This is a genomic window from Acidithiobacillus ferrivorans, assembly GCF_016250455.1.
Taxonomy (GTDB): Bacteria; Pseudomonadota; Gammaproteobacteria; order Acidithiobacillales; family Acidithiobacillaceae; genus Acidithiobacillus; species Acidithiobacillus ferrivorans.
Genome location: NZ_CP059488.1, coordinates 2,400,437 through 2,424,723, shown reverse-complemented (window position 1 = coordinate 2,424,723; position 24,287 = coordinate 2,400,437). Strand labels below are relative to the sequence as shown.

The 24,287-nt window shown below is 56.8% G+C and carries 23 protein-coding genes, 1 tRNA gene and 1 riboswitch; of the genes, 12 read left to right on the top strand and 12 right to left on the bottom strand.

The window, feature by feature from the left end; all coding sequences use genetic code 11:
- Positions 1-22 precede the first annotated feature (22 nt).
- The 5 genes from H2515_RS12110 to H2515_RS12090 all read left to right on the top strand — a co-directional run bounded on the left by H2515_RS12110 (position 23) and on the right by H2515_RS12090 (position 2,715).
- Positions 23-232 (top strand): type II toxin-antitoxin system HicB family antitoxin, encoded by a 210-nt coding sequence (locus H2515_RS12110; RefSeq protein WP_014028381.1) that lies wholly within the window; start codon positions 23-25, stop codon positions 230-232.
- 3 nt (positions 233-235) lie between these two features.
- On the top strand, positions 236-460 hold the full coding sequence (locus H2515_RS12105; protein WP_198660244.1) for a type II toxin-antitoxin system HicA family toxin: 225 nt from the start codon (positions 236-238) through the stop codon (positions 458-460).
- Positions 461-869: 409 nt separating this feature from the next.
- Positions 870-1,196, top strand: coding sequence for a type II toxin-antitoxin system TacA family antitoxin (locus H2515_RS12100; RefSeq protein ID WP_232821378.1), 327 nt, complete (start codon positions 870-872; stop codon positions 1,194-1,196).
- Complete coding sequence (locus H2515_RS12095) at positions 1,193-1,723, top strand: GNAT family N-acetyltransferase (RefSeq protein WP_035193711.1); 531 nt, start codon at positions 1,193-1,195, stop codon at positions 1,721-1,723. The genes H2515_RS12100 and H2515_RS12095 overlap by 4 nt, the downstream gene beginning before the upstream one ends.
- Positions 1,724-2,106: 383 nt before the next feature.
- The gene (locus H2515_RS12090; RefSeq protein ID WP_198660243.1) at positions 2,107-2,715 is read left to right on the top strand and encodes a uracil-DNA glycosylase family protein; all 609 of its coding nucleotides are present in this window, start codon (positions 2,107-2,109) and stop codon (positions 2,713-2,715) included.
- A 68-nt stretch (positions 2,716-2,783) separates the two neighbouring features.
- Here the strand turns inward: H2515_RS12090 and H2515_RS12085 are convergent, their stop codons facing one another.
- The 9 genes from H2515_RS12085 to H2515_RS12045 form a co-directional block, all read right to left on the bottom strand.
- The gene (locus H2515_RS12085) at positions 2,784-4,259 is read right to left on the bottom strand and encodes a protein adenylyltransferase SelO (RefSeq protein ID WP_198660242.1); all 1,476 of its coding nucleotides are present in this window, start codon (positions 4,257-4,259) and stop codon (positions 2,784-2,786) included.
- Between the two features lie 3 nt (positions 4,260-4,262).
- Entirely contained in the window at positions 4,263-6,521 is a 2,259-nt protein-coding gene (gene clpA / locus H2515_RS12080) for an ATP-dependent Clp protease ATP-binding subunit ClpA (protein WP_065413338.1), read from the bottom strand.
- Positions 6,522-6,524: 3 nt separating this feature from the next.
- Positions 6,525-6,833: an ATP-dependent Clp protease adapter ClpS gene (clpS, locus tag H2515_RS12075; protein ID WP_014028388.1), complete on the bottom strand. Its 309-nt coding sequence runs from the start codon at positions 6,831-6,833 to the stop codon at positions 6,525-6,527.
- Between the two features lie 177 nt (positions 6,834-7,010).
- Positions 7,011-7,787 (bottom strand): peptidylprolyl isomerase, encoded by a 777-nt coding sequence (locus H2515_RS12070; RefSeq protein WP_014028389.1) that lies wholly within the window; start codon positions 7,785-7,787, stop codon positions 7,011-7,013.
- Between the two features lie 64 nt (positions 7,788-7,851).
- The gene (locus H2515_RS12065; RefSeq protein WP_035193730.1) at positions 7,852-8,418 is read right to left on the bottom strand and encodes a DJ-1 family glyoxalase III; all 567 of its coding nucleotides are present in this window, start codon (positions 8,416-8,418) and stop codon (positions 7,852-7,854) included.
- Positions 8,419-8,555: 137 nt separating this feature from the next.
- Positions 8,556-9,992, bottom strand: coding sequence for a S41 family peptidase (locus tag H2515_RS12060; RefSeq protein WP_198660241.1), 1,437 nt, complete (start codon positions 9,990-9,992; stop codon positions 8,556-8,558).
- A 99-nt stretch (positions 9,993-10,091) separates the two neighbouring features.
- Positions 10,092-11,474 carry a murein hydrolase activator EnvC family protein gene (locus H2515_RS12055; protein ID WP_198660240.1) on the bottom strand — a complete coding sequence of 461 codons (1,383 nt, stop codon included), beginning with the start codon at positions 11,472-11,474 and terminating at the stop codon, positions 10,092-10,094.
- Positions 11,475-11,477: 3 nt separating this feature from the next.
- Positions 11,478-13,007: a 2,3-bisphosphoglycerate-independent phosphoglycerate mutase gene (gene gpmI, locus H2515_RS12050; protein WP_198660239.1), complete on the bottom strand. Its 1,530-nt coding sequence runs from the start codon at positions 13,005-13,007 to the stop codon at positions 11,478-11,480.
- A 67-nt stretch (positions 13,008-13,074) separates the two neighbouring features.
- Positions 13,075-15,561: a glycogen/starch/alpha-glucan phosphorylase gene (locus H2515_RS12045; RefSeq protein ID WP_198660238.1), complete on the bottom strand. Its 2,487-nt coding sequence runs from the start codon at positions 15,559-15,561 to the stop codon at positions 13,075-13,077.
- Between the two features lie 142 nt (positions 15,562-15,703).
- On the opposite strand from H2515_RS12045, the gene H2515_RS12040 reads away from it, so the two are divergent.
- Entirely contained in the window at positions 15,704-16,156 is a 453-nt protein-coding gene (locus tag H2515_RS12040) for a host attachment protein (protein WP_232821377.1), read from the top strand.
- Entirely contained in the window at positions 16,156-16,542 is a 387-nt protein-coding gene (locus H2515_RS12035) for a rhodanese-like domain-containing protein (protein WP_035193739.1), read from the top strand. Before H2515_RS12040 ends, H2515_RS12035 begins: the two co-directional genes overlap by 1 nt.
- 12 nt (positions 16,543-16,554) lie before the next feature.
- Here H2515_RS12035 and H2515_RS12030 read toward each other — a convergent pair whose 3' ends face one another.
- Positions 16,555-17,496: a carbohydrate kinase family protein gene (locus tag H2515_RS12030; RefSeq protein WP_014028397.1), complete on the bottom strand. Its 942-nt coding sequence runs from the start codon at positions 17,494-17,496 to the stop codon at positions 16,555-16,557.
- Between the two features lie 122 nt (positions 17,497-17,618).
- Here H2515_RS12030 and H2515_RS12025 point away from each other — a divergent pair, with 122 nt between their 5' ends.
- The 5 genes from H2515_RS12025 (at position 17,619) to H2515_RS12005 (ending at position 22,975) form a co-directional block, all read left to right on the top strand.
- Positions 17,619-18,224 (top strand): outer membrane beta-barrel protein, encoded by a 606-nt coding sequence (locus H2515_RS12025; RefSeq protein WP_065413344.1) that lies wholly within the window; start codon positions 17,619-17,621, stop codon positions 18,222-18,224.
- 141 nt (positions 18,225-18,365) lie between these two features.
- Complete coding sequence (gene metK / locus H2515_RS12020; RefSeq protein ID WP_065413345.1) at positions 18,366-19,535, top strand: methionine adenosyltransferase; 1,170 nt, start codon at positions 18,366-18,368, stop codon at positions 19,533-19,535.
- Between the two features lie 35 nt (positions 19,536-19,570).
- Positions 19,571-19,703, top strand: a riboswitch (S-adenosyl-L-homocysteine riboswitch).
- Positions 19,704-19,722: 19 nt separating this feature from the next.
- Positions 19,723-21,129 (top strand): adenosylhomocysteinase, encoded by a 1,407-nt coding sequence (gene ahcY / locus H2515_RS12015; RefSeq protein ID WP_014028400.1) that lies wholly within the window; start codon positions 19,723-19,725, stop codon positions 21,127-21,129.
- Positions 21,129-21,947, top strand: a complete 819-nt coding sequence (gene metF, locus H2515_RS12010) for a methylenetetrahydrofolate reductase [NAD(P)H] (protein ID WP_035193748.1) — start codon at positions 21,129-21,131, stop codon at positions 21,945-21,947. Before ahcY ends, metF begins: the two co-directional genes overlap by 1 nt.
- Positions 21,948-22,102: 155 nt before the next feature.
- Positions 22,103-22,975: a phosphoribulokinase gene (locus H2515_RS12005; RefSeq protein ID WP_065413346.1), complete on the top strand. Its 873-nt coding sequence runs from the start codon at positions 22,103-22,105 to the stop codon at positions 22,973-22,975.
- Between the two features lie 78 nt (positions 22,976-23,053).
- On the opposite strand, the gene H2515_RS12000 is transcribed toward H2515_RS12005, so the two are convergent.
- Both H2515_RS12000 and H2515_RS11995 read right to left on the bottom strand, forming a co-directional pair.
- Positions 23,054-23,129 (bottom strand) — tRNA-Arg (locus H2515_RS12000).
- Positions 23,130-23,184: 55 nt separating this feature from the next.
- Positions 23,185-24,192 carry a sodium:calcium antiporter gene (locus tag H2515_RS11995; RefSeq protein ID WP_198660237.1) on the bottom strand — a complete coding sequence of 336 codons (1,008 nt, stop codon included), beginning with the start codon at positions 24,190-24,192 and terminating at the stop codon, positions 23,185-23,187.
- Between the last annotated feature and the right edge of the window lie 95 nt (positions 24,193-24,287).

Sequence of the window (24,287 nt, the reverse complement as noted above, 5' to 3'; positions counted from 1 at the left end):
CCGTGCAATTTTGGAGCCCGCCATGAAAGTCTATTCAGCGGTAATTGAGCGGTGCCCACAAACTGGCCTGTTCGTTGGTTTTGTTCCTGGTTTTCCCGGCGCTCATTCCCAGGGGGAAACGCTGGATGAAGTCAACCACAACCTGCACGATGTTATTGCAATGCTTCTGGAAGATGGCGAACCCATGCTGGAGTCCGAGTTTGTCGGGGTTCAAAACGTCGCCATCGCTTGAGTCATGGGCAATATTCCCGTTCTCAAGCCCAATGAAGTAATCGCTATTCTCATTAAACTCGGCTTCATGGAAGTCCGCCAACGCGGATCACACAAACAATTCCGCGATACCGCAGGCCGCTGCACAACGGTTCCGTTTCATCAAGGTCGAGACATCTCCCCAATCTTGCTCCGTCAAATCGCCAAAGACATCGGCCTCGCGCTTGATGAGTTGCTCAAGCACAGATAGCCCAACCCGGCGGTCAACGCGGACGCTGCGCGATAAAGCCGCGCAGCGCCGGTGATTTCAAACGTGTGTGCCGGGCATGGCACGTCACTATGTCGGTGGAAGTCCTGGGGCCAGGTTTTCGCAGAGCCGGCTGCTAGGAGAACGTCAAGGGCGTTGTTGTCGCGAGGCGGGGTCTGAAGGAAGCTGAATCCAAAGCTGCGGGGCGATGAACAAAACCCGGATATGAGGCGTGGTGCATCTGGGACGACGCGGTAGATCGCCCAGCCAAAACAAGTTTCTGGGATTTACGGCCAGCCGGAACGGCGTCAGGCTGTGAAGGTGGCGGATAAAGCCATCGACAAACTCAAAGACCGCATCCGGGAACTGAGGTCGCCTCAGAACGAAAAATCGGACGCTAAGGAAAGTTGTGATGTACGGCAATTTGCCGCATAATTGTGGTCAGGAGGGTAAGCCCATGCCACAACCGTTTTCCACCGCTCGCCTCGAAGCCCGGATCAGCACCGATCTGCATTCGATGCTCAAGCGCGCCGCCGAGCTTCAGGGGCGCACCATGACCGATTTCGTGGTGACCGCCGTTCAAGACGCCGCGCAACGCGCTATCGAACAAGCCGAAATCATTCGTCTGACGTTGGTCGATCAGGAGTGCTTTGCGCAGGCTTTGCTGTCGCCGCCGCAACAGACACCGGCCTTGAAACGCGCTTTCGCTCGTCGCAGCAAGCTGCTGCGCGCTGAATGAGCAGTGCACCGTTTCTTGTTGCACCGCTCGATGCCGCGCATGACCGCACCGTATTCAACAGCGGTTCGGAGCCGCTTGACCGCTACTTGCGAGAGGTGGTCACTCAAGACATTCGCCGGCGCGTGACAGCCTGTTTCATAGCGCTGGCTGACGGGCAGCGCATTGCAGGCTACTACACCTTAGCGTCGGCAAGCCTATTCTTGGCCGACCTGCCAGCCACGACGGCCAAAAAGTTGCCGCGATATCCGACCGTGCCGGTAGTACGAATGGGCCGCTTGGCTGTCGATCAGGCATTCAAGGGACAGGGGCTCGGCGGAGCGCTGCTGGCCGATGCTCTTGATCGAGCCACCCATTCCGAGATTGCCGCCTACGCTTTAATGGTCGATGCCAAGGATGAAGCGGCGGCAGCCTTCTATCGGCATCATGGGTTCATTGCGCTACCTGGCTTGTCGCTGACGCTGTTCCTTCCGCTGGCAACGGCGATCGCGTCCCGGAAAACGGACAACAAGCGTTTTAGCCCGATTTAGGAGTTTTTTGTACATGAATGGATGGAACCCACAGTGGCGCCTGTCGAAAACCCCGGCGCTGTCGCTGGCACTGCCTGCGAGGGTCTTTATCGAAGTCCGCCAACGCGGATCACATAAACCGTTCGTGTCCTGCGTATGTGGACGCACTATGAATGAGCGGGTTAACCCATCCATCAAGACGGGCGCAAGTGATAAAACCGCTTGCGCCCGTTAGTTATGTCAGACATTGGGCGTCAGCGGTTGCTTATCGCGGAGTTTGGGCCTGCTATCCCTCGCGGGATGGCAGGAATGTGTTCATTGAACCGCCGTATGCGGTCCCGTATGCGCAGTGGTGTGGGAGGGGTAAGATTGTGAGAACTTCCCCTATCTCGATTAAAGCTTAGATGCCCGATCCCACAACGTATGGTGATCCTCTCACCGCACTGCTCACCCGTGTTCGCCATTGCGAACTTTGCGCCGGGCACCTGCCGCTTGGCGTGCGTCCGGTGCTGCAGATGGATTCGCGCGCCCGCATTCTGATCGCTGCGCAAGCACCGGGCAGAAAGGTGCATGAAACCGGCATTCCCTTCAACGATGCCAGCGGCGATAGGCTTCGTGCGTGGCTGGGTATCTCCCGAGAGGTATTCTACGACGCCCGACAAGTGGCGATCGTGCCCATGGGATTCTGCTACCCAGGCACCGGAACATCCGGAGACTTGCCGCCGCGGCCAGAGTGCGCGCGTGCCTGGCATGGGGAATTACTGCCGCATTTGCAGCATCTGCAACTCACCCTGGTCATCGGCCAGTATGCCCGGGCTTATCACCTTCCCGCCGAGGCCGGGACTCTGACGGAGGTAGTCCATGCGTGGCGTAAAAACTGGCCCAACCGGATACCGCTGCCGCATCCTAGTCCGCGTAATAATCTGTGGCTGAAGCGCAATCCATGGTTCGAGGAAGAGCTCATTCCGGTGCTTCAGGCGCGCGTGGCCGAGGTGCTTGCGCATGGCCGTTAACATGGCATTTAGGAGCACGTTGTCCTTGAATGTGCATGGGGTAACCTGCGGCCGCGCCCCAGTGAGCGCTACGTTCCGCAAAATGTTTTGAATGGCCCGAAATCCTCGGGGGCGGGCTGGGTATAGCTCTCCAGTCCCGGACGCTCCGCGAAGGGCTGTTCCAGCACGGCGAGTAGCGCTTTAAACAGGGTGAGGTCCTGGTCCTGCGTAGCGGCGGCCAGTGCTTCCTCGACTTTGTGGTTGCGTGGAATATAAAGCGGATTGACCTGATCCATAGCCTCCGCGCGCGCCTCCGCTGTGGTGCTTTCGTGCGCCAGTCGGGCCTGCCATTGTGCCAACCAAAGATCAAACGGCGCCGGGTTGGCAAAGTGGGCGCGGACCTGCGCCGGATCGCCGCGCACTGCCGCTGATAAACCGCGGAAGACCTGTGTATAGTCGGCATCCTGGCCTTCCATCGCGGACAGGAGGCCCTGCGCCAGCGCAAGATCGTCATCCTCTGCGGTAGTCAGGCCCATCTTGGCGCGCATGCCATCGAGCCAGTGGCGGGTGTAGAGCGTAGGAAAATCGTTGATCTGCTCGGTCAGCAGGCGCACGGCCTCATCGGCGTCGGGGTGAACCAGATCAATCAGGGTTTCGGCGAAGCGGGTGATATTCCATTGTGCAATCAACGGTTGGTGGGCGTAGGCATAGCGACCTTGTGCATCGATAGAGCTGAAAACGGTCTCTGGGTCATAGCTGTCCATGAAGGCGCAGGGGCCGTAATCGATGGTCTCGCCGGCGATGCTTATGTTGTCCGTGTTCATCACACCGTGAATGAAACCGACCAGCATCCAGCGTGCGATGAGCGCAGCCTGTGCGGCGGACACCGCGGCAAAGAGGCCAAGATAGGGATTACTGGTCCCTTTCAGGGCGGGGTAGTGGCGGGCAATGGTGTAGTCGGCCAACTGTTTAACTCGGTTGCTTTCGTTGCGTGCGGCAAAAAATTGAAAGGTGCCGACGCGAATATGGCTGGCGGCGATGCGGGTGAGAATGGCGCCGGGGAGCCCCATTCCCCGATGGACGGTTTCCCCTGTCGTGACGGCGGCCAGCGCGCGAGTTGTGGGTATGCCCAGTGCATGCATGGCCTCGCCGATGACATATTCGCGCAGCACTGGCCCGAGTGCCGCCTTGCCATCGCCGCCCCGCGAAAAAGGCGTGCGACCGGAGCCTTTCAGTTGCATATCCCGGCGCCGACCATGGCGATCGATCAACTCGCCGAGCAAGAGGGCGCGGCCATCGCCCAATTGCGGGGAGAAATGACCAAATTGATGCCCCGCATAAGCCTGGGCGAGCGGATGCGACCCTTCTGGCACTTGATTTCCCGAAAAAATGGCGGCACCGAGATCGCTATCCAGTGCCGCGCTATCGAGCCCCAGTTCTTCGGCCAGCGCGTAGTTCAGTAGCAGCAATCGGGGCGCTGGAGCAGTGGCGGCCTGCCAGGGGGCGAAAAAACCCTCCAGCTCGCGCGCATAGGTATTGTCAAAATGTAATAGCGCCCTACCCATCCGTCACTCCTGATGCACCGGCTCCGGTATTTCCAGCTTCACCGCACCATCCTCCAGGCGCGCAGTGATGCGCGTGCCCTTGGGCAGGTCGCCAAAGAGGATATGCTCCGCCAGTGGTTTCTTCAGATGTTCCTGAATAATCCGCGTCATCGGCCGTGCGCCCATCTGCGGGTCATAGCCTTTGTCTGCCAGCCACTGCCGCAGCTCGGCGCTGATCTCCAGGCTGTAGCCCTTTTGCAGTAACTGCTCGTCCAGTTCCATGACGAACTTGTCTACCACATGCAGCACCGTCTCCTTAGAGAGTGGCGTGAAGGGTACGACGGCATCCAGACGGTTACGGAACTCTGGTGCGAAGACCCGGCGGATGGTTTCCATCTCCTGTCCACCGTCGCCCTGGGGCGTAGTCATGAAACCGATGGTGGCCTTGCCGCGTGTCTCGGCCCCTGCATTGGTGGTCATGATCAGCACTACATTGCGGAAGTCCACTGCGCGGCCGCCAGCATCGGTCAGCTTGCCGTGATCCATTACTTGCAAAAGCACATTGAAGATATCCGGGTGCGCCTTCTCAATTTCATCCAACAATAGCACCGCATGTGGATTACGGCTCACTGCCTCCGTCAGTTGCCCAGCCTGATCATGCCCGACATATCCCGGTGGTGCACCGATAAGCCGCGACACCGTATGCCGCTCCATGTATTCGCTCATGTCGAAGCGCAGTAGCGGAATGCCGAGCAGGCTGGCCAACTGCCGGCTGAGTTCGGTCTTGCCTACCCCGGTCGGGCCGGAGAAGAGGAAACTTCCCACCGGCTTTTCATGGTGGCGCAGGCCTGCCCGTGCCATTTTGATAGCTGCGGAGAGTTCGTGGATGGCCTTTTCCTGACCGTAGATGACGAATCCCAGATCCCGCTCCAGATTCTTCAGCGCCTGACGATCGTCAATAGAGACATTCTTACCCGGAATACGGGCCACCCGGGCGACCATCTCTTCAATATCGTGAACGCCGATGCTCTTCTTCCGCCGAGACGCAGGCAAAAGCGCTTGTGCCGCGCCCACCTCGTCGATGAGATCAATGGCCTTGTCGGGCAGATGACGATCATGGATATGCTTGACAGATAGTTCTACCGCCGCGCGCAGGGCTGTGTCGGTATAACGCAGGCCATGATGCTGCTCGAATTGCCCCTTCAGTCCGCGCAAAATCTGCACGGACTCTTCCTGAGAGGGCTCCGGCACGTCAATTTTCTGGAAGCGGCGGGTGAGCGCTCTGTCTTTCTCAAAATACTGGCGGAACTCCTGATAGGTGGTCGCCCCGATACACTTCAGTTCACCAGAGGCGAGGGCGGGCTTCAGCAAATTGGAGGCGTCCATGGCGCCGCCTGAAGCGGCCCCGGCACCGATCAGGGTATGGATCTCGTCAATGAAGAGGATGCTGTTGGGTTTCTTGCGTAGTGCCTTCAGTACCCCTTTCAGGCGTTCTTCAAAGTCACCCCGATAGCGGGATCCGGCGATCAATGCCCCCAAATCCAAGGCATAAATGGTCGCATCTTCCAGCATCTCCGGCACCTTGCCAGCGACGATGGCGCGCGCCAGGCCTTCGACGATGGCAGTTTTTCCGACCCCCGGTTCACCAACGAAGAGAGGATTGTTTTTTCGGCGCCGCGCCAGCACCTGCAGGGCTCGGATCAATTCTTCCTGGCGTCCGATCAGCGGATCCAGTCGTCCGGCTCGCGCCATGGCGTTGAGGTTGCGCGCATAGACGGTAAGCGGGTCCTTACTATTTCCCTTCTTTTCCGTGGTGCCTTCGACTTCCTCTTCTTCCTCATCCATGACTTCATCCTTGCGCATGCCGTGCGCTAGAAAATTGACCACATCAAGTCGTGTAACATGCTCTTTCTGCAGGAAATAAACGGCATGTGACTCTCTTTCGGCGAAGATGGCGACAATGACATTCGCCCCCGAAACCGCTTCCTTACCTGCCGACTGCACATGGTAGAGGGCGCGCTGAATGACCCGCTGAAAACCTATGGATGGTTGGGTATTGACCGTTCCTGCCGGACCCATGGCGGGTACTTTGCGTTCCAGAAACTGCTGTAATTCCGCCGACAGATGCACGCGATCGGCACCGCAAGCGCTGAGCACATCCATGCCGTCAGGATTGTCCAGAAGGGCAAGCAGGAGATGTTCCACGGATGCATATTCATGTCCGTACTGACGGGCAATCTGGAAGGCCTGATTGATGGACTGTTCTAGGGATTTATCGATCATGGCTCACTCCTTTTCCATGATACAGCGCAGTGGATGCTGGCGTTGCCGGGCATCAGCGGTGACCAAGGCAACCTTGGTTTCCGCCAGATCATAGGGAAAAATCCCGCAGAGCCCCTTGCCCTGCTGATGTACTGCCATCATCACCGCAACTGCCTCGTCATGGGGCTTGTGAAAATATGTCTTAAGAATATGAACCACATAGTCCATGGGGGTAAAGTCATCATTAACCAGCAGCACCCGGTACATTCGGGGCTCCTGTACCTGTGGCTCGCGCTCCAGGATGGTGCTGCGACGATGCTGCGTTTTACCCATGACCTACACCCCATAGTATTTAACATCTGCTGTCATTGTGGCGCGTGCCCTCCACTCTGGCAAGATAGTCCATCAGCAAGATCGGCATACCCTATACCCCTTGAAGATGGGGTCGCCGACGGCCAAAAAAAAGCGCCGGGGGAAAGCCCCGGCGCTTCTGCTCAAGCGATAGCGAAATTACTTGGTGATATTGATTTTCGCCTGGCTGCGCAAATCGGAGACAAACTTGGCGGCCTCCTGCTGTTGCAGCTGCGCTTTGATACGGGCCTTCATGGTACTCAGTGGCGGAGGGGTCAGGGCACGAGTCGCCTGGACCTCAATCACGTGATAGCCGAACTGGGTCTGCACCGGACCAACGGGCTTGTCGATGGGGGCTGTCTCGATGGCCTGAGCGAAGGGCGGAACGACCATGCCGGGAACAATCCAGCCGAGTTCGCCACCGTGGGCGGCGCTGGCCTTGTCAATGGAGTCTTTCTCCGCTAGGGCAGAGAACTTTTGGCCAGCCTTGAGTGCAGCCATAATATTGTCGGCTTCGACCTTGGTCTTCACCAGAATGTGACGTACTTCAAATTCTTTCTTGCCCATGGCCTGGACGAACTTGTTGTAGGCATTCTGAATGTCGGCCTCAGGAACCGGATGATCTTTCACATACTGGTCCACCGCCGCATCGGCCAGGATCTGGCGCTTGGCTATGGACAGACGTTGCTTGACATCAGAGGACTGGTTTAGCTTGTGATGGATGGCGTACTGCGAAAGCACTTCCATGTTTACCAGATTTTGCACCACTTGCTCGCGGGCATTGGGCTCTTTGGCAAGCGCCGGGCTCATGGACATGATGGCCTGCACCTGGCTGTTGTCGATGGCGGTACCATTGACGGTGGCGACAGGGGCAGCAAAAGCAGGTACTGCAAAAGCGCTGACTGTGGCAGCAAGAATGACCGCGCGAAGTTTCATAAATTTTCCTTCAGGTTAAGTGACGCTGGCCCTATTATCCATAGTGGCGGACAAAGGGGAAGTCTCAGGAGGTACTACGTTGCAGTGGCGCCTCTGTTTCCCGACGTTTTTCAGGACCGAGGAGGAGCTCCACCAAGGTAAGAGCAAAATCCATAGCTGTACCAGGTCCCCGTGAAGTAATCAGGGGACCGTCAATCACTACAGCACTTTCTTGATAGGTATAGTCCGCGCTTTGCGGGTCGAGGATGCCTGGATAGGCAGTGACTTGGCGCCCGTCGAGTAGATGGTGGGTAGCCAGCATGCCAGGCGCTGCACAAATGGCGGCAATAATCTGCCCCCGCCGATGCCTTTCCTGCAGGAGCTGAATAAGCGGTTGATACTTTGCCAGTTGCTGTACACCCCTATTGCCCCCAGGGAGCAGGATTATATCAATATCAACATTGACCACGTCGGCTAACAGCGCGTCGGGTTGCAGACGCAATCCGCACCCACCAGTGACCAATCCTGCGTCGAGTCCAGCGAGGACAACTTTTAAGCCCGCCCGTCGTAGGATATCGCAGGAGATCACCACCTCCATATCCTCGAAGCCATCCGCTACAGGGATAAGCACCTGTATTGCCGAGGTCACCATAGCCCTGTTCCTCTATTTAAGAATAAACGCACAATCTCTAGCATTGGGCAGCCCGAACAACCTTCCTTGCTTCGACCGTGCGTGTGCGAAATTTATCCATGATCAGCACATAACAAAGCAAAGTATTTGTATCTGGATTATTGTCCCACTACCTTTGGAAGGGGGATCACGGTATCGACAGTCTGCCCTTTCGCTTCCTGTACCGGGACGGCCTTGCCTTCCAGGATGGCGAGCGCTTCGTGCAGGGGGTAATCCTTGGCCAGATCTGGTTTCAGGACAGCGCTGGCGGCCATGGCCTCATCTTCCTGAGTGGACTGGGTGGTGGCAGTGGCGGAGACCGGTAGGGCGATGGTGTACTGGGGGGTGGCCTTGCTGCACTCGTCCGGCGCTTTCAGCACACCGTGCAGTTCCGATTCATTCAGGAGGTCGGCATTCAGGGCGCGCTGCCGTGCATTGGCTGGCTGCACCGCAATGTTGGGAACGATACCTTGGCTCTGGATGGAACAGCCCGCCGGGGTGTAATAGAGTGCCGTCGTCAGCTTGAGGGCTCCGCCATTGCTCAATGGCATCACCGTCTGCACCGACCCCTTGCCAAAGCTGCGTTGGCCCATGACCAGAGCACGGTGGTCATCCTTGAGGGCGCCGGTGACAATTTCGGCTGCCGAGGCCGAGCCGCCATTGATGAGCACAATCATGGGCGCGCCGTGGAGATAATCTGGTCCATGGGCGGAGAAGCGCATGTCGCTGTCGGGGGTACGGCCTTTGGTATAGACGATCAGTCCTTTGTTCAGGAAGGTGTCCGCCGTTTCGACCCCGGCCCCGAGCACTCCACCCGGATTGTTGCGCAGGTCGAGGATCAAACCGTTGAGATGTCCGTTGGCCTCCTGCTCCAGATGCTCTACGGCCTTGCGGGTCGCACTGCCGGTGTTTTCCTGAAACTGACTGATACGGATATAGCCATAACCGGGTGCAAGCATGGTCGCGCGCACACTTTGTACCTTGATGATGGCGCGGGTCAGGGTGAAGTGTAGGGGCAGGGGCTGAGGGGGCCGCAAAATGGTCAGGGTTACCTGCGTACCGGGTTTGCCGCGCATCATATCCACGGTTTTTTGCAGACCAATGCCCTGCAGGGCATTGCCGTCAATTTTGACGATGAGGTCGCCTGATTTGATGCCCACCTTCGCCGCCGGGGTACCATCGATGGGGGCAACGACTTTAAGTACCCCATGATCCCCCGTTACCTCGATACCCAGCCCACCAAATTTGCCATTGGTGAGCACTTGCATCTCTTTGAATTCTTTTGGCGACAGATAGGCTGAATGGGGATCCAGGGCGCTGACCATGCCATTGATGGCACCATCCATCAGTTTTTTATCGGAAGCGGGATCGACGTAATTGGATTTGACAACCGCGAAAACCTGACTGAAGGTCTGGATTTGTTCCAGCGGAATTTTATCCTGATCCTTGGCCGCATAAACAGTGACCGCAAAACTGATGCTGACGCCCAGAACGAGCCCAACACTGATGCCCAGGACAGTACCGCGGAGCGGTTTAGGGAAGCGGGGAGTGGACATGGATGAAGTCTCCGAGGGTATAGCTGCAACCTGTGGCTATTTGCGGCAAAAGGAAGGCGAGCGGCAACATGGTGCATCTCATAAGAGCTAGGTTATTCCTCAATTGTGAATGTAGTACAAGGGATTAACAGGGTGTCCTGCGTTACGCATCTCAAAATAGAGGCCATCGTTCCCCAATTCCCCACCACTGCCAACACTGCCTACCTGACGACCTGTAGAGACTTGTTCTCCGACGTGGACATCGGTAGCACCCAAGTGCCCGTATATGGCCAATAAGCTATGTGCAATTTGCACGATGACAATCTGTCCATAGCCCCGTAAAGGTCCCGCATAAAGTACCATGCCGGGCGCAATGGCGCGAACTGGTGTCCCCACCGCAGCCTGGAAGATAATACCCTGCCACTTGAGTCCGCCAGTCACCCGAGGTGCACCAAAACGGGCGCTGATAGGCCCGTTTACCGGCGCCGGGTAGTGGCCGTGGCCAACGATGGGCGTTGCCGGCAATGCAGGCGCAGCCGCTATCGTTGGCGGGCGAACTACAGTGGTCGGTGCTTGCTTTTGTGCGTTTGCCGCACGTTGAACCTGCCGTGCCCGCTGTTCTGCTTGGGCTCCCTGGGCTAGACGACGTTGCTCAATGGCTTGCCGTCGTGCGGCTATCGCCGCTGCACGACGGGCCGCTGCTGCGGCCTTGCGTTGTGCCTCGGCGGCAGCCGCTTTCGCGCGGGCGACTGCTTCCTGATGGCGGAACTGTACGACCAGACGACTCACCAATCCATCGAGAATATGGGCGTTCGCCTGTAGTTCGGAAATCTTCGCCTTGTCGGCGGCAATGCGGTCTGCCAACTGACTTTCCAGTGCGGCGTGATGCTGACGCTGTTGCTGGAGGGTGTGCTCCTGAGCACCGACTTGCCGTGCCAACTGGGCGAGACGGATTTCGTGGGTTTGCACCTCGTGCTTGGTCTTCAGTATTTGCTGCGCCGTGTCTTGAGTCTTGGTAATAAGTGTACTGCGCGCCCTAGCCAAAGACTCATAAAAGACGCTCATACGCCCCAGTTCCCCCGGACGTTCCGTTTGTAGCCAGACGGCCAGTGGCGTGACACCACCCAGTGTGTAGGCAGCACGCAACTGTTGGGCGAGAATGCTTTTCTGCTGCGCCAGCGCGGCTCGGAGTGCGCTGATTTTTGCCCGCAGGTCAGCAATCTGCGATTTTGCCAGTTGCTGCTGCTGCTGAATACCGACCAGCTTTTTCTGTACCGCAACAACCTGTTGATTGATGGTGCTGATTTCTCCGCGCAGTTGCGCTTGGGTTTTCTGCCCCGCCGCGAGGTGCGCCTGCATTTGCCCCAGATTTTCGTGGATATGCTCCAGCTTTTGCCGGCTATTTTGTATTTTCTCTTGCAATGTTGCCGCCCCGGCTCCCACTGGGAGGAGAATGGTCAAAGCAAGCAGTGCGCTGACGCGGGGATGGGACAGAAGCAACATGGATTAGAGGGTCTGCACCAGGTTTTTCCCGCCCATTTCAGGAGGCACCGGCAAGCCCATGAGCTGGAGCAGGGTGGGGGCGAGATCTTCCAGAGCACCCCCGGCCAGAATCTCAGCGGAACGCCCAATATAGAGCAGAGGCACTGGGTTGCAGGTATGGGAGGTGTGCGCCTGGCCGCTCTCTACATCCAGCATTTGTTCAACATTGCCATGATCGGCGGTAATCAGCACTTCGCCACCTACGGCGCGCGCAGCACTGACAATGCGACCCAGACTACGGTCTACCGCCTCGACCGCAGCAATGGCGGCGGCCAGTTTGCCACTGTGGCCGACCATATCGGGATTGGCAATATTACAGATGATGGCATCGTACTGGCGGCTTTCGATACGGGTGACCAGTGTATCGGTCAACTCATCCACGCTCATTTCCGGCTGCAGATCGTAGGTGCTGACCTTGGGGGACGGAATCAATACGCGATCCTCGCCCGGGAACACCTTTTCGTCACCGCCGTTTAAAAAGAAGGTGACATGGGCGTATTTTTCGGTTTCGGCGATGCGCAGCTGATGCAAGCCGAATTGAGACACCCATTCGCCAAAGGTGTTTTTCAGGCGGGTAGGGGGGTAAGCCACATGCACGTCAAAGCGCTCACTGTATTCTGTGAGGGTAACGAAGTCGGCGAGATGGGGTGTTACCTGCCGGGTGAAACCATCGAAATCTGCTTCGACAAAAGGGCGGGTGATCTGTCGGGCGCGATCGGAGCGAAAGTTCATGAATAACACCGCATCATGATCGCCGATACACGCCGGGCTGGCACCAATCTGGGAGGCGGCAACAAATTCATCACTTTCGCCACGCGCATAGGCGGCAGCGAGCGCTTCTACACCCGTGGCATAGTGTTCACCTTTGCCGAGGGTAAGTAGATCATAGGCCTGCTGTACCCGATCCCAGCGGTGGTCACGATCCATGGCATAGAAACGGCCAATCACTGAAGCCAGAGCGCCACCGTGGGTGCTGATCTCGGCATCCAGCTTTGCCAGGGATAGCGCCGCGCAGCGTGGCAGGGTGTCACGACCATCCAGAAAGGCATGCACATAGACCCGCTCAGCCCCCCGGCCTCGTGCCAGGCGCAACGCGGCGAGAATGTGTTCTTCGTGGGAGTGCACCCCGCCTGCCGAAAGCAGGCCAAGAATATGTACAGCACCGCCCTGTGCCTTGGCGGCATCCACCGCCGCACAGAGGGTGCTGTTGGTATAAAAGCTGCTATCGGCGATGGTACGATTAATACGTTCGTACTCCTGATATACCACGCGACCGGCACCGATATTGATGTGTCCGACCTCGCTGTTGCCCATCTGCCCGCTTGGAAGCCCTACCGAGGCGCCGGACGCATGGATGAGGCCATGGGGATGACTCTGCCACCAGCCATCCCAGTTCGGCGTACGTGCCTGAGCAATGGCGTTATCCTCGGGATCCTCGCGATATCCCCAGCCATCGAGGATCAGGAGTAACACCGGACGTGGTTTATAGGTCATCAGTTTCCTCTGCATGGCGAACATACCCCGTTAGTGGAAAGCATTAGAACAGATCAGGAGAATCCTGTCATGGGGTCATGACCAGAGGTTTAAGATGCCAGATATCCGCATTATACTGGGCGATAGTCCGGTCACTGGAAAAAACGCCGCTGGCCGCTGTATTGAGGATGCTGAGACGTTGCCATTCGGTCTGATCATGCCAGAGTTCCGCTGCTTCCCGTTGCTTCAGCTTGTAGCTGGTAAAGTCGGCGAGCACCATCCACGGATCGTGGGGATGGGTGACAGCGTGGACGATGGGGTCGAAAATGCCCGGTTCGAAGGCGTTGAAATAGCCGCTCTGTATGAGATCCATGACCCGTTGCAGGTCACGGTCCGCCTGTAGGTAAATTTGCGGGTTATAGTGCCCGCGCAGTTGGCTGACCTCCTGGGCATTCAATCCGAAGAGGAAAAAATGTTCGGGACCTACCGCGTCGCGGATTTCAATATTGGCGCCATCCAGAGTGCCAATGGTTAGTGCCCCGTTCATCATGAACTTCATGTTGCCGGTACCGGAAGCCTCCTTGCCGGCTGTGGAGATTTGCTCGGAGAGATCCGTCGCCGCGCAAATTTGTTCCATGAGAGAGACCCGGTAATCGGGTAGAAAGCTCACGCGCAACAAACCCTCGGTATCGGGATCGTGATTGATGACATGGGCAATGTTGTTGATGAACTTGATGGTGCGCTTAGCCATAAAATAGCCGGGTGCGGCCTTGCCCGCGAAAAGGACATTGCGGGGGGTCACCCCGGCCGCTTCGCCGCGCTTGATGCGATCATACAAGTGGATGACATGCAGAGCGTTGAGCAGTTGCCGTTTGTATTCGTGGATGCGCTTCACCTGCACGTCCACCAAGGCATCGGAGATGAAGGTGACGCCGGTATGCCGGTGCACGAGTGCCGCCAGCCGTTCCTTGTTAACGCGACGTACCTCTGCCCAGCGCTTACGGAACTCCGCATCATCCGCTGCCGCTGCCAGGTCTCGTAAGCGCTCCAGGTCGTACTTCCAGTCGGGGCCGATGCGCTCGGTGATGAGGTCACGCAGCCCTGGGTTGGCCCATTGCAGCCAGCGTCTCGGTGTCACCCCGTTGGTTTTGTTGTTAAACTTTTTTGGCCAGAGATGGTGAAAATCGGCGAAAAGCTCCTCGCAGAGGAGTTTGGTGTGCAGTGCCGCGACCCCATTGACCGAAAAGCTGCCCACCACGGCGAGGTGCGCCATCCGCACCATCTGCTCGCCGCCTTCTTCGATAATGGATAGTCGCCGCAGCAAGCCGGTGTCACCCGGTGCGCGCCGCGCCACCTCTTGCAGAAAACGTCCATTGATTTCCAGGATGATTTCCAGAAGGCGTGGCAGGAGCTGGCGGAATAAACGCACCGACCACCGCTCTAGTGCTTCGGGCAATAACGTGTGGTTGGTATAGGCCATAGTGTGGCTGGTAATGTTCCATGCGTCTTGCCAATTCAGGTCATGCTCATCCATCAGCAGGCGCATCAGTTCCGGCACGGCGCAACTGGGATGGGTATCATTGAGCTGGAAGCAGTGATGTTTGGCAAAATCGCGGAAATTTTCGCCATGCACAGCAACCCAGTCGGCAACCACATCCTGAAGACTGGCGGAGGCCAGAAAATACTGCTGGCGTAAGCGCAATTCTTTGCCGTTTTCGCTGCTATCGTTGGGATAGAGCACCATGCTGATGTGTTCTGCGCTATTTTTTGCCGCAACCGCCTCCGGGTAGGCGCCAGCGTTGAATTCGCCGAGATCAAAAATATCGGTGGCTGCTGCACGCCACAGGCGCAGGGTGTTGACCACGTCGTTACGATAGCCGGGGATGGGGATATCGTAAGGCACGGCGAGGACATCGTGGGTGTCGACCCAGCGCTGACGCATTTTCCCATGGGCATCGTAATAGGTATCGCTACGCCCAAAAAAATGGACCCGGCGCACGCGCTCTGGCCGTTTCAGTTCCCAGGGATAACCGTTCTTCAACCAGTGATCGGGTTCCTCTAGCTGCTCGCCACCACGAATCTCCTGACGGAACATGCCGTAATCGTAGCGAATGCCATAACCCGTGACCGGCAAGCCCAGAGAGGCGCAGCTGTCGAGAAAGCAAGCGGCGAGACGGCCCAGGCCACCGTTACCCAAACCAGCGTCAGGCTCGACCTCAAGGAGATCCGCCAGCTTACGGTGCTCCTGAGTAAGCATGTCGTGCGCAGCGTCTTCCAGACCCAGGTTGAGCAGGGTATTACCCATAGCCCGTCCCAGCAGGAACTCCAGAGACAGATAAAAGGTGCGTTTGCCATTTTCGGCCGCTACCTTTTTCTGGGTATTCTTCCAGCGTTCGATGAGCCGGTCACGCAGACTCATCGCCAGCGCGGTGTAAACACTATTCCCCGAGCTGACGGACTCTTCGGCACCCAGGGTGCGCAGCAGATAATGACGCGTGTCCATACACAGGCTGGAGGCATCCATACCCAAAGGGGGTAGCGAGCACGCGGTTTTGCTGGGGCGTTGGGAGGGCATAGGGGGGACTCCTCAAAAGGCGGATGGCAGTCAGTCTCATCATAGAATGATGTTATGGCTCAGGGAAAGAGGAGTTTGTTGCTTGTTTTTTGTTGTTGCCACATCTATCTATGTAAGGTAACAATTGATAAAAGGAGAACACATGATGGCTATCGTAACCTGGGTGTTGGTAAGTAATGCCGCGGAAGCGCGCCTCTTTAAAAATGAAGGTTGCGATACAGGGCTGCATCTCTTGCGGGATTGGAGCCATCCCGACAGCCGCAAACATCAGGACGATCTGGTGACGGATGCAGGAGGGCGGGTTCAGCAGAGCTTCGCCGCCGGGGCACGACCTGGCATCGAATGGCAAACCAGTCCTAAAGAGACGGAAATGCTGCACTTCGCCAGCGAACTGGCAACTTATTTAGGTGAAGCGCGAAAGCAGAATGCTTTCCAACGCTTGGTGCTTGTTGCTTCTCCACATATTCTGGGTTTGTTGCGTGAAAAACTGGATGCACCTACTACCGCAATGGTTTCGGGCACTTTAAACAAGGATTATACCAGTGCTGGGGTTGACGAACTCACTAAGCATCTCGCTCAAGTGATGTGTCCCTGATGGCCAAATCTCTGGCGGATTTTATACAGAATGCGCGCAGTCAAATTCGCGAGATAGACGGCGACACGCTGGAGGGCTGGCTGCGCAGCCGCGATGATGTACTGGTGGTGGATGTCCGGGAGTCCTGTGCCTTCGTGGAGGGGCATCTGCCCGATGCTATCCATGTGCCGCGCGGTTATCTGGAGGCTTTAGCCGATCCTGATTATGGCCATTGTCATCCGGATTTGGCCGCTGCACGTGATCGGGTCGTTGTCCTTTACTGTGACAGCGGAACGCGCTCCGCACTGGCAGCGGTGACCTTGCAGGAGATGGGCTTCACCGAAGTTTACAACCTTGGTGGTGGCATCAATGTCTGGGATGCCGAAGATAAGCCCATCGTTTCCTAAGTGGCTCGAAATCTAGCTGATATTCTCGCCAAAGTTTTCATAATAGCGCGCCTGGAATTCCGGCCAGGTAAAACGGTGATTCTGGGTGCCTGCACTTTCAATCTTATAGGCGCCCATCAACGAGGCGACCTTGCCGATCGTTTCCCAGCCGAGGTCATGTTCCAGACCATGTAGCAGTCCGGCGCGATAGGCGTCACCGCAGCCGGTGGGATCCAAAACGGCTTTGGGCTTGGCGGCCGGAATGATCGTTTCCTCGCCATCATGATAAATCACCGAGCCATGCTCGCCGCGAGTGACAATCAGGGCTTTCAGGCGCTGGCAGAGTTCACCGACGCTGAGACCGGTGCGGGCCTGCACCATCTGGCATTCATAATCATTGACGGTGAGGTAATCGGCTCGATCAATCAGGCGTGTCAGGGTTTCGGTATCAAAAAGGGGCAAACCCTGGCCAGGATCGAACAGGGTGGGGATCCCCGCATTGGTGAGGTCTTCCAAATGCTGCACCATGGCGCTGAGGCCGTCCGGGGAAACAATAGCCCAACGCACACCCTCTGGAATGCGGTCAGTCAGATGGTTTTCCTGAGCCTGAAACATGGCACCGGGATGAAAAGCGGTGATCTGATTATCGTCCAGGTCGGTAGTGATAAAGGCCTGCGCGGTGTAATGATCTGGGAGGATGCGCAGCAGGCTGGTGTCTAATTCCAGTGCTTTCAGGTGATCGAGGTAGGGCGTGAAATCCTGGCCCGCCGTGCCGACAATCAGTGGATTGCCACCTAACAATTTTAGGTTGTACGCGATGTTGCCAGCACATCCGCCAAAGTCGCGCCGCATTTCCGGGACGGTAAAGGACACGTTCAGCATGTGTACCTGATCGGGCAGAATGTGCGCCTTGAAGCGATCCTGAAAAACCATGATCGTATCAAAGGCCAGAGAACCGCAGACGAGAGTGGGCATGGAAACTCCTTGTTGGTTTTTTGTCAAAATGAGCTAAAGGGTGTGGTATATTCATCTAAATCAGGTTAGAATTGTAACAGGTTTCAGCTCACAATACTGCTATATACGAGGTGCATGCGGTCATGAAGTGGGGGTTGCGCGCTTTACTGGTGTTCTCCGGGCTTGTCCTCGCCATTCCGGTTTGGGCGGCGGATCAGTCTGCGCGTGATGAGACCTACATCAACCTCTTTGGCGGAAGCACCTTTTTTGATACGTCCAGCGGACGGGGTGGTGGAGCTGATGCCGGCGTAGTTGGTCTGCGCCTGGGGCAACGTGTAGATGCCCATGTGGGGGTTGAAGCGCAGGTGGCAGCAGCCTTTGCTCAGTTACAGAGCCCCGCGCATACTGGCGCCGCCAATCAATACAGCGCGGCGGTCCTGGGTAATCTGTACGCTTTTGACAGTCCTAATACGCCTTACCTCTCTCTGGGTTTGGGGGCATCCAGCAACCTGTTTAATAAGCAGGTTGGGCGGGGTAGCTCGTTGATGGGTGTCTTCGGGGTGGGATATCAGTATCTGTTGAATGATCAGATTGGTTTGCGTCTGGGTGTGCAGGATCAGTTGCTCTTTAATGCCCCTACGCCCAGCAGTGCGAACTTCAATGATGTACAGGTGACAGGTGGTATTTCCTATTTTTGGGGCGGTGGCAATAAATCTTCTTTTCCGGTAGTCAGTCCGGCGCATCCTTAAAGCCGCATACCCGTCACGCTTGAGCAATTTTTGCCTTTGCGGTGAGTGTGTTTCACTTCGCTTGTGCTGCTTTCCTTTGATATAGTGCGCTCTGTCCCTGTCGACAGAGATAGTCGGCCTAGCCAGCGAGGAACTTAGCGCATGTCCAAAAGTCATCTTTTCACTTCTGAATCCGTTTCCGAAGGTCACCCCGATAAAGTCGCAGATCAGATTTCCGATGCCATTCTTGATGCGATACTGGCCCAGGACCCCCGTGGTCGGGTGGCGGCCGAGACACTGATCACTACGGGTCTGATTGTGCTGGCGGGTGAAATCACCAGCACGGCGACGGTGGATTATGCGGATGTGGCTCGCCAGACGGTGCGCCGCATCGGCTATGATTCTTCGGATATGGGTTTTGACTGGGCTTCCTGCGCGGTGATACAGACTTTGGACAAACAGTCTCCTGATATCGCGCAGGGTGTGGACGAAGGGGCTGGTCTTGATCTCGATCAGGGCGCTGGCGATCAGGGCCTGATGTTCGGTTTTGCCTGTGACGAGACGGATGTGCTGATGCCGATGCCTATCTATTTTGCCCATCGCCTGACTGAGCGGCAGGCGATGGTGCGCAAAGATGGCCGTCTGCCCTGGCTGCGTCCCGATGCCAAGAGCCAGGTGACCGTGCGCTACGTGGACGGCCGCCCGGTGGCTATTGATGCAGTGGTGCTCTCCACCCAGCACCACCCGGATATCAGTCATGCGGATCTGGTCGAAGCCGTGCGCGAAGAAATCATCAAACCTGTCCTGCCCCCTGCGATGCTGCACAAAGACACCAAGTATCTCATCAATCCTACCGGCCGTTTTGTGATCGGCGGCCCGGTGGGCGATTGTGGTCTGACCGGTCGCAAAATTATCGTGGACACCTACGGCGGTCAGGGCAGCCATGGTGGCGGCGCCTTCTCCGGTAAAGATCCTTCCAAGGTCGACCGTTCCTCCTCCTATGCTGGACGCTACGTGGCCAAGAACATCGTGGCTGCCGGCTTGGCCAGTCGTTGTGAAGTGCAAGTAGCCTATGCTATCGGCGTCTCGCAACCCGTGAGTCTAATGGTGGATACTTTTGGCACCGGCGTGATTGACGATGACCGGATTGCTGCCATGGTGCAGGAGTATTTTGATCTGCGCCCAAAGGGCATTATTCAGATGCTTGACCTGTTACGTCCGATCTATGGTAAAACCGCATCTTATGGTCATTTCGGCCGCGAAGAACCCGAGTTTACCTGGGAGCGCACGGACAAGGCGGCGATCTTGCGTGACGCTGCCGGACTGCGGTAAAAATGTTTTGGCGGGGGTTCTCCCCGCTGGAAGATTGGGTCGAGGGGCGCTGCAGTCGTTATGTTCCGTTTCACTGGTCCGGCTGGATGTTATTCCCGCTGGAATGGTGGCGGGGTTACGATCAGGCTCGATCCGTACTTCCCATAGGTAAAACCGCGCTCGCTTTCATGCTCAAGGAATCGCTTACATGAATGCTGTGCTCAAAAGTTCCGCTGATTACAAAGTCGCTGATATCTCCCTTGCTGACTGGGGACGCAAAGAAACCCGCATTGCCGAGACCGAAATGCCGGCACTTATGACCATTCGCCGCAAATATCAGGCGCAGCAGCCCCTCAAAGGTGCGCGTATTGCGGGCTGTATCCACATGACCATCCAGACTGCTGTTCTGATCGAGACCTTGGTGGCCCTCGGTGCGGAAGTGCGTTGGTCCTCTTGCAATATCTTCTCCACCCAGGATCAGGCCGCGGCGGCTATCGCGGCAGCCGGTATCCCCGTTTTTGCCTGGAAAGGTGAGACGGAAGCAGAATACTGGTGGTGTGTCGAGCAGACTATCCAGGGTCCTGACGGCTGGCGCCCAAACATGGTACTGGACGATGGTGGCGATCTTACCGGTCTGCTGCATGAAAAGTATCCGGAACTGTTGGCTGGCATTCATGGTGTCTCCGAAGAAACTACTACTGGCGTGCATCGCCTCATGGAAATGGCCCGCGACGGCAGCCTGAAAATCCCTGCCATTAACGTCAACGACTCCGTCACCAAGAGCAAGAACGACAACAAGTATGGTTGCCGCCATTCGCTCAGTGATGCGCTCAAGCGGGCTACCGACCATCTGCTCTCCGGCAAGAGGGCTTTGGTGCTGGGCTATGGCGATGTGGGTAAAGGTTCGGCGGCTTCCCTGCGCCAGGAAGGGATGATTGTACGGGTCACCGAAGTGGATCCCATCTGCGCCATGCAGGCCTGTATGGACGGCTACGAAGTGGTGTCAGCCTATAAGAAGGGCATTAACGACGGCACGGATGCTTGTGTCGACCGTGATCTTCTCGGACAGATCGATTTGCTGGTTACCGCGACCGGTAATTTCAATGTCTGCGATGCCGGAATGTTGAAGGCCCTCAAAAAGGGTGCAGTGGTCTGCAATATTGGACACTTCGATAACGAGATTGATACCGCCTTTATGCGCAAAGCCTGGGCTTGGGACGAAGTGAAGGCACAGGTGCATAAGATCTATCGCGATGCGACTCCGGACAAGGCCTTTAATCCCGACAGCAACGATTATCTGATTCTTCTGTCGGAGGGGCGTCTGGTCAATCTGGGTAACGCTACAGGGCACCCCAGCCGTATTATGGACGGTTCCTTCGCCGATCAGGTGCTGGCCCAGCTGCATCTCTACGCGGAACGTTTTGCTGATTTGCCTGCCGCGGAGAAGGCCCGTCATGTCACGGTTACTGTCCTGCCCAAGACTTTGGATGAAGAAGTGGCGCGCTATATGGTGGAAGGCTTCGCGGGGGTGTTGACCCGTCTGACTGACGCGCAGTCCAAGTACCTTGGCGTGTCCGTTGATGGCCCCTTCAAAGCGGATGCGTATCGCTACTGATGGCACACTCCGTCGAGTTCTTCCCGCCTAAAAATGCGGCGGGTGAGGAACGTCTGCGGGAGGCGATAAGCGCGCTTCTCCCCCTGGGTCCCGAGTATGCTTCGGTGACCTTCGGGGCGGGCGGGTCCACCCGCGAGCGTACTTTTGTCACTGTGGCCATGATTCGTCAGGATTATGATCTGGAGGCCGTGCCGCATTTGTCGTGCATCGGGTCCACGGAAGCCGGGATTCGGGAAATTCTCAGGGATTACCAGAAGCAGGGCATACGGCGTATCGTTGCCCTGCGCGGTGATTTACCGGAAGGTATGGAAAATCCCGGCCACTTTCAGCACGCTGCAGATCTGGTTGCATTTATCCGCCATTTTGGTGGTTTTGACGTGTATGTGGCGGGCTATCCGGAAATTCATCCCCGGGCGACTTCGGCTCGTGATGATGTGGCACATCTGGTGACCAAGGTGCAGGCCGGGGCAGATGCGATTATCACCCAGTATTTTTTCAATACCGATGCCTATCTGCAGTTGCGCGATGATTTGCAACGGCAAGGGGTTGACGTGCCGGTGGTTGTTGGCGTCATGCCTATCACTAATTTTGAGCAGATATCCCGTTTTTCTGCCATGTGTGGAGCGGACATTCCGCAGTATGTGCGACGCCGAATGGAAGCCTACGCCGATGATCCGCAATCCCAGTATCAGCTCGGAATTGAGTTGTTGAGCCGGCAGTGCCAGTTACTGCTGCGGGAAGGTGCACCGAGCCTGCATTTTTATACCCTGAATCAGGCTGAAGCGACGACAGCGATCTGGCGTAACCTCAGTCTCTAGTCATCATTGATGCCATCGCCGGGCCACTGTGTAGGCCCTCTGTGGTAGCGCTTTATGTTGACCAGCGAGCGTCCTTTGCTAAACTGGCCGAAAAGGGTGCTTTGTCCGTAGAGCGGGCTGTTGCAGATTTTATTCACTAAAGAGGTTACATTCTCATGTCTAAGAAACATCCCGTCGTTGCCGTGACTGGTTCATCAGGGGCGGGTACCACCACCGTCAAGCATGCCTTCCATGACATTTTCAGGCGCTTGAAAATTGACCCGGTCATTATCGAAGGTGATAGCTTCCATCGTTACAACCGTACCGAGATGCGTGAAGCCATCGCCAGGGCGGCGGCTGGTGGTAAAACCATTAGCCATTTTGGCCCGGAAGGCAATGATTTTGAAGCGCTGGAGCGGCTGTTCCGTGAGTATGGTGAGACCGGTCATGGGCAGATGCGTTACTACGTTCACGACGAGCCTGAGGCTGAACTGCGCGGTAGCGCGCCGGGTACGTTCACCCCTTGGCAGGATATGCCATCTGGTACGGACTTGCTGTTTTATGAAGGACTGCATGGTGGTGTGAAGACCGATGATGTTAACGTGGCTAATTATGTCGACCTGTTAGTTGGGGTGGTGCCGGTGGTCAATCTGGAGTGGATTCAGAAGATTCACCGTGACAATGCCCAGCGCGGCTATTCCGCTGAGGCGATTGTGGACACCATTCTGCGTCGTATGCCGGACTACATTCACCACATTACCCCGCAATTCTCACGCGCCCACATTAATTTTCAGCGTGTACCGCTGGTGGATACGTCCAATCCCTTCATTGCCCGCGATATTCCGACACCGGACGAGAGCATGGTGGTCATCCGCTTTCGTGACCATAAGGAAGCGAACTTTCCCGCTCTATTACAAATGTTGCCGGGTAGTTTTATGTCTCGTTCTAATACCTTGGTAATCCCGGGAACCAAGATGGGCTTCGCGATGGAAATCATCCTTGGGCCGCGGATTGAGCAGATGCTGGAAGACATGCACGACTCTATCTGAGGCGATGCAGGCTTAGCCTCTGAATTAATCCCGTGGTGGCGATGCTACTGCGGGATTTGTGTTTCTGGCAGGGGTTATTGGTGCCCCGAGCGCGAATCGAACGCGCGACCTACCGCTTAGGAGGCGGTTGCTCTATCCACTGAGCTACCGGGGCTATGGCTCACATTCTAGCAAAAGGCACCACCGTGCGGCGAGCACCTTTCGGGCGGTCAGGTAAGGGCGAAGAAGTAAGCCCCGTAACACGCGCCATTGAAAAGAAAATGATAGGGCCGCAAGGTCACGCCGCGGCGCACCAGAAGGTAAGTGTATCCCCCGGCCAGCAGCGTGAGTCCTGCGCCCAGCAGAACGGGGGGGGAGGGCGACCAGGGGGTTAACAGTACCCCAATAGCGGGCAGCAGACTTCCTTGAAAGACCAGCGCTCCGGTGATATTGGCAAAAGCCAGGGTATCCTTGCGTCGACGAATCCAGAGGATGCTGTTAATTTTTTCGGGTAGCTCCGTGGCCACCGGGACGAGCAGCAGAGACAGAATCAGTGCGGAGATGCCGAGCCAGTGTGACAGCCCCTCGATGCCATCGACGAAGATGCTGGCACCAAAAACAATCATGCCGAGCCCTATGGCAAGTTGAATCAGGATCGCCGGCATCTGCGTGGGTAGTCCGATCCTACCCAGGTACAAGGCATGCCCTGCCTCTGTGCCATGTCCATCGGCAACCAGCGCCGCAGAAGCACGCAACGTCACCATCACATACAGAAAGTACAAGGTGACCAGTACCAGACCGATACCAATACGCACCAAAGTAATATGATGGGGTACAAACAGTGCGATAGCGGACAGGCCAAAGGCAACCAGAAACCAGCCGAGATCACGGCGCAGGCCCGTGGGTTCTGGGTTTAAGGCCCCACGCCAGCCCCGTTGCGGCGACACGAATAATGCCATTACAAAGAGCGTCAGCGTAGACAGCATCATGGGTGCACCAAGAATGGCCCCCACCCCCACCTCTTCTCCCAGGTGGGCTGGCTGCCCACTGGTAACGGCGAAAACCGCCACAATAGGGACCATGGCTTCGGGCAGTGCGGTACCTACCGCCGCAAAAATAGAACCAGTCACCCCTTCGGAAATACCCAGGCGGTCTCCCAAGTGCTCCAGCGCGTTAGTAAATGCCTCGGCCCCGGCGAGGATGATGATGAGGGCGGCGACCAGCGAGAGAATATTCATGGGCGTATTATGTCATAGACTCTGCACCTCACAAGGTGTCGCAGGATGCGTTCAGTGGCCGAAGACCGAACTGCGCGCCATCGCACCTTTGCCGA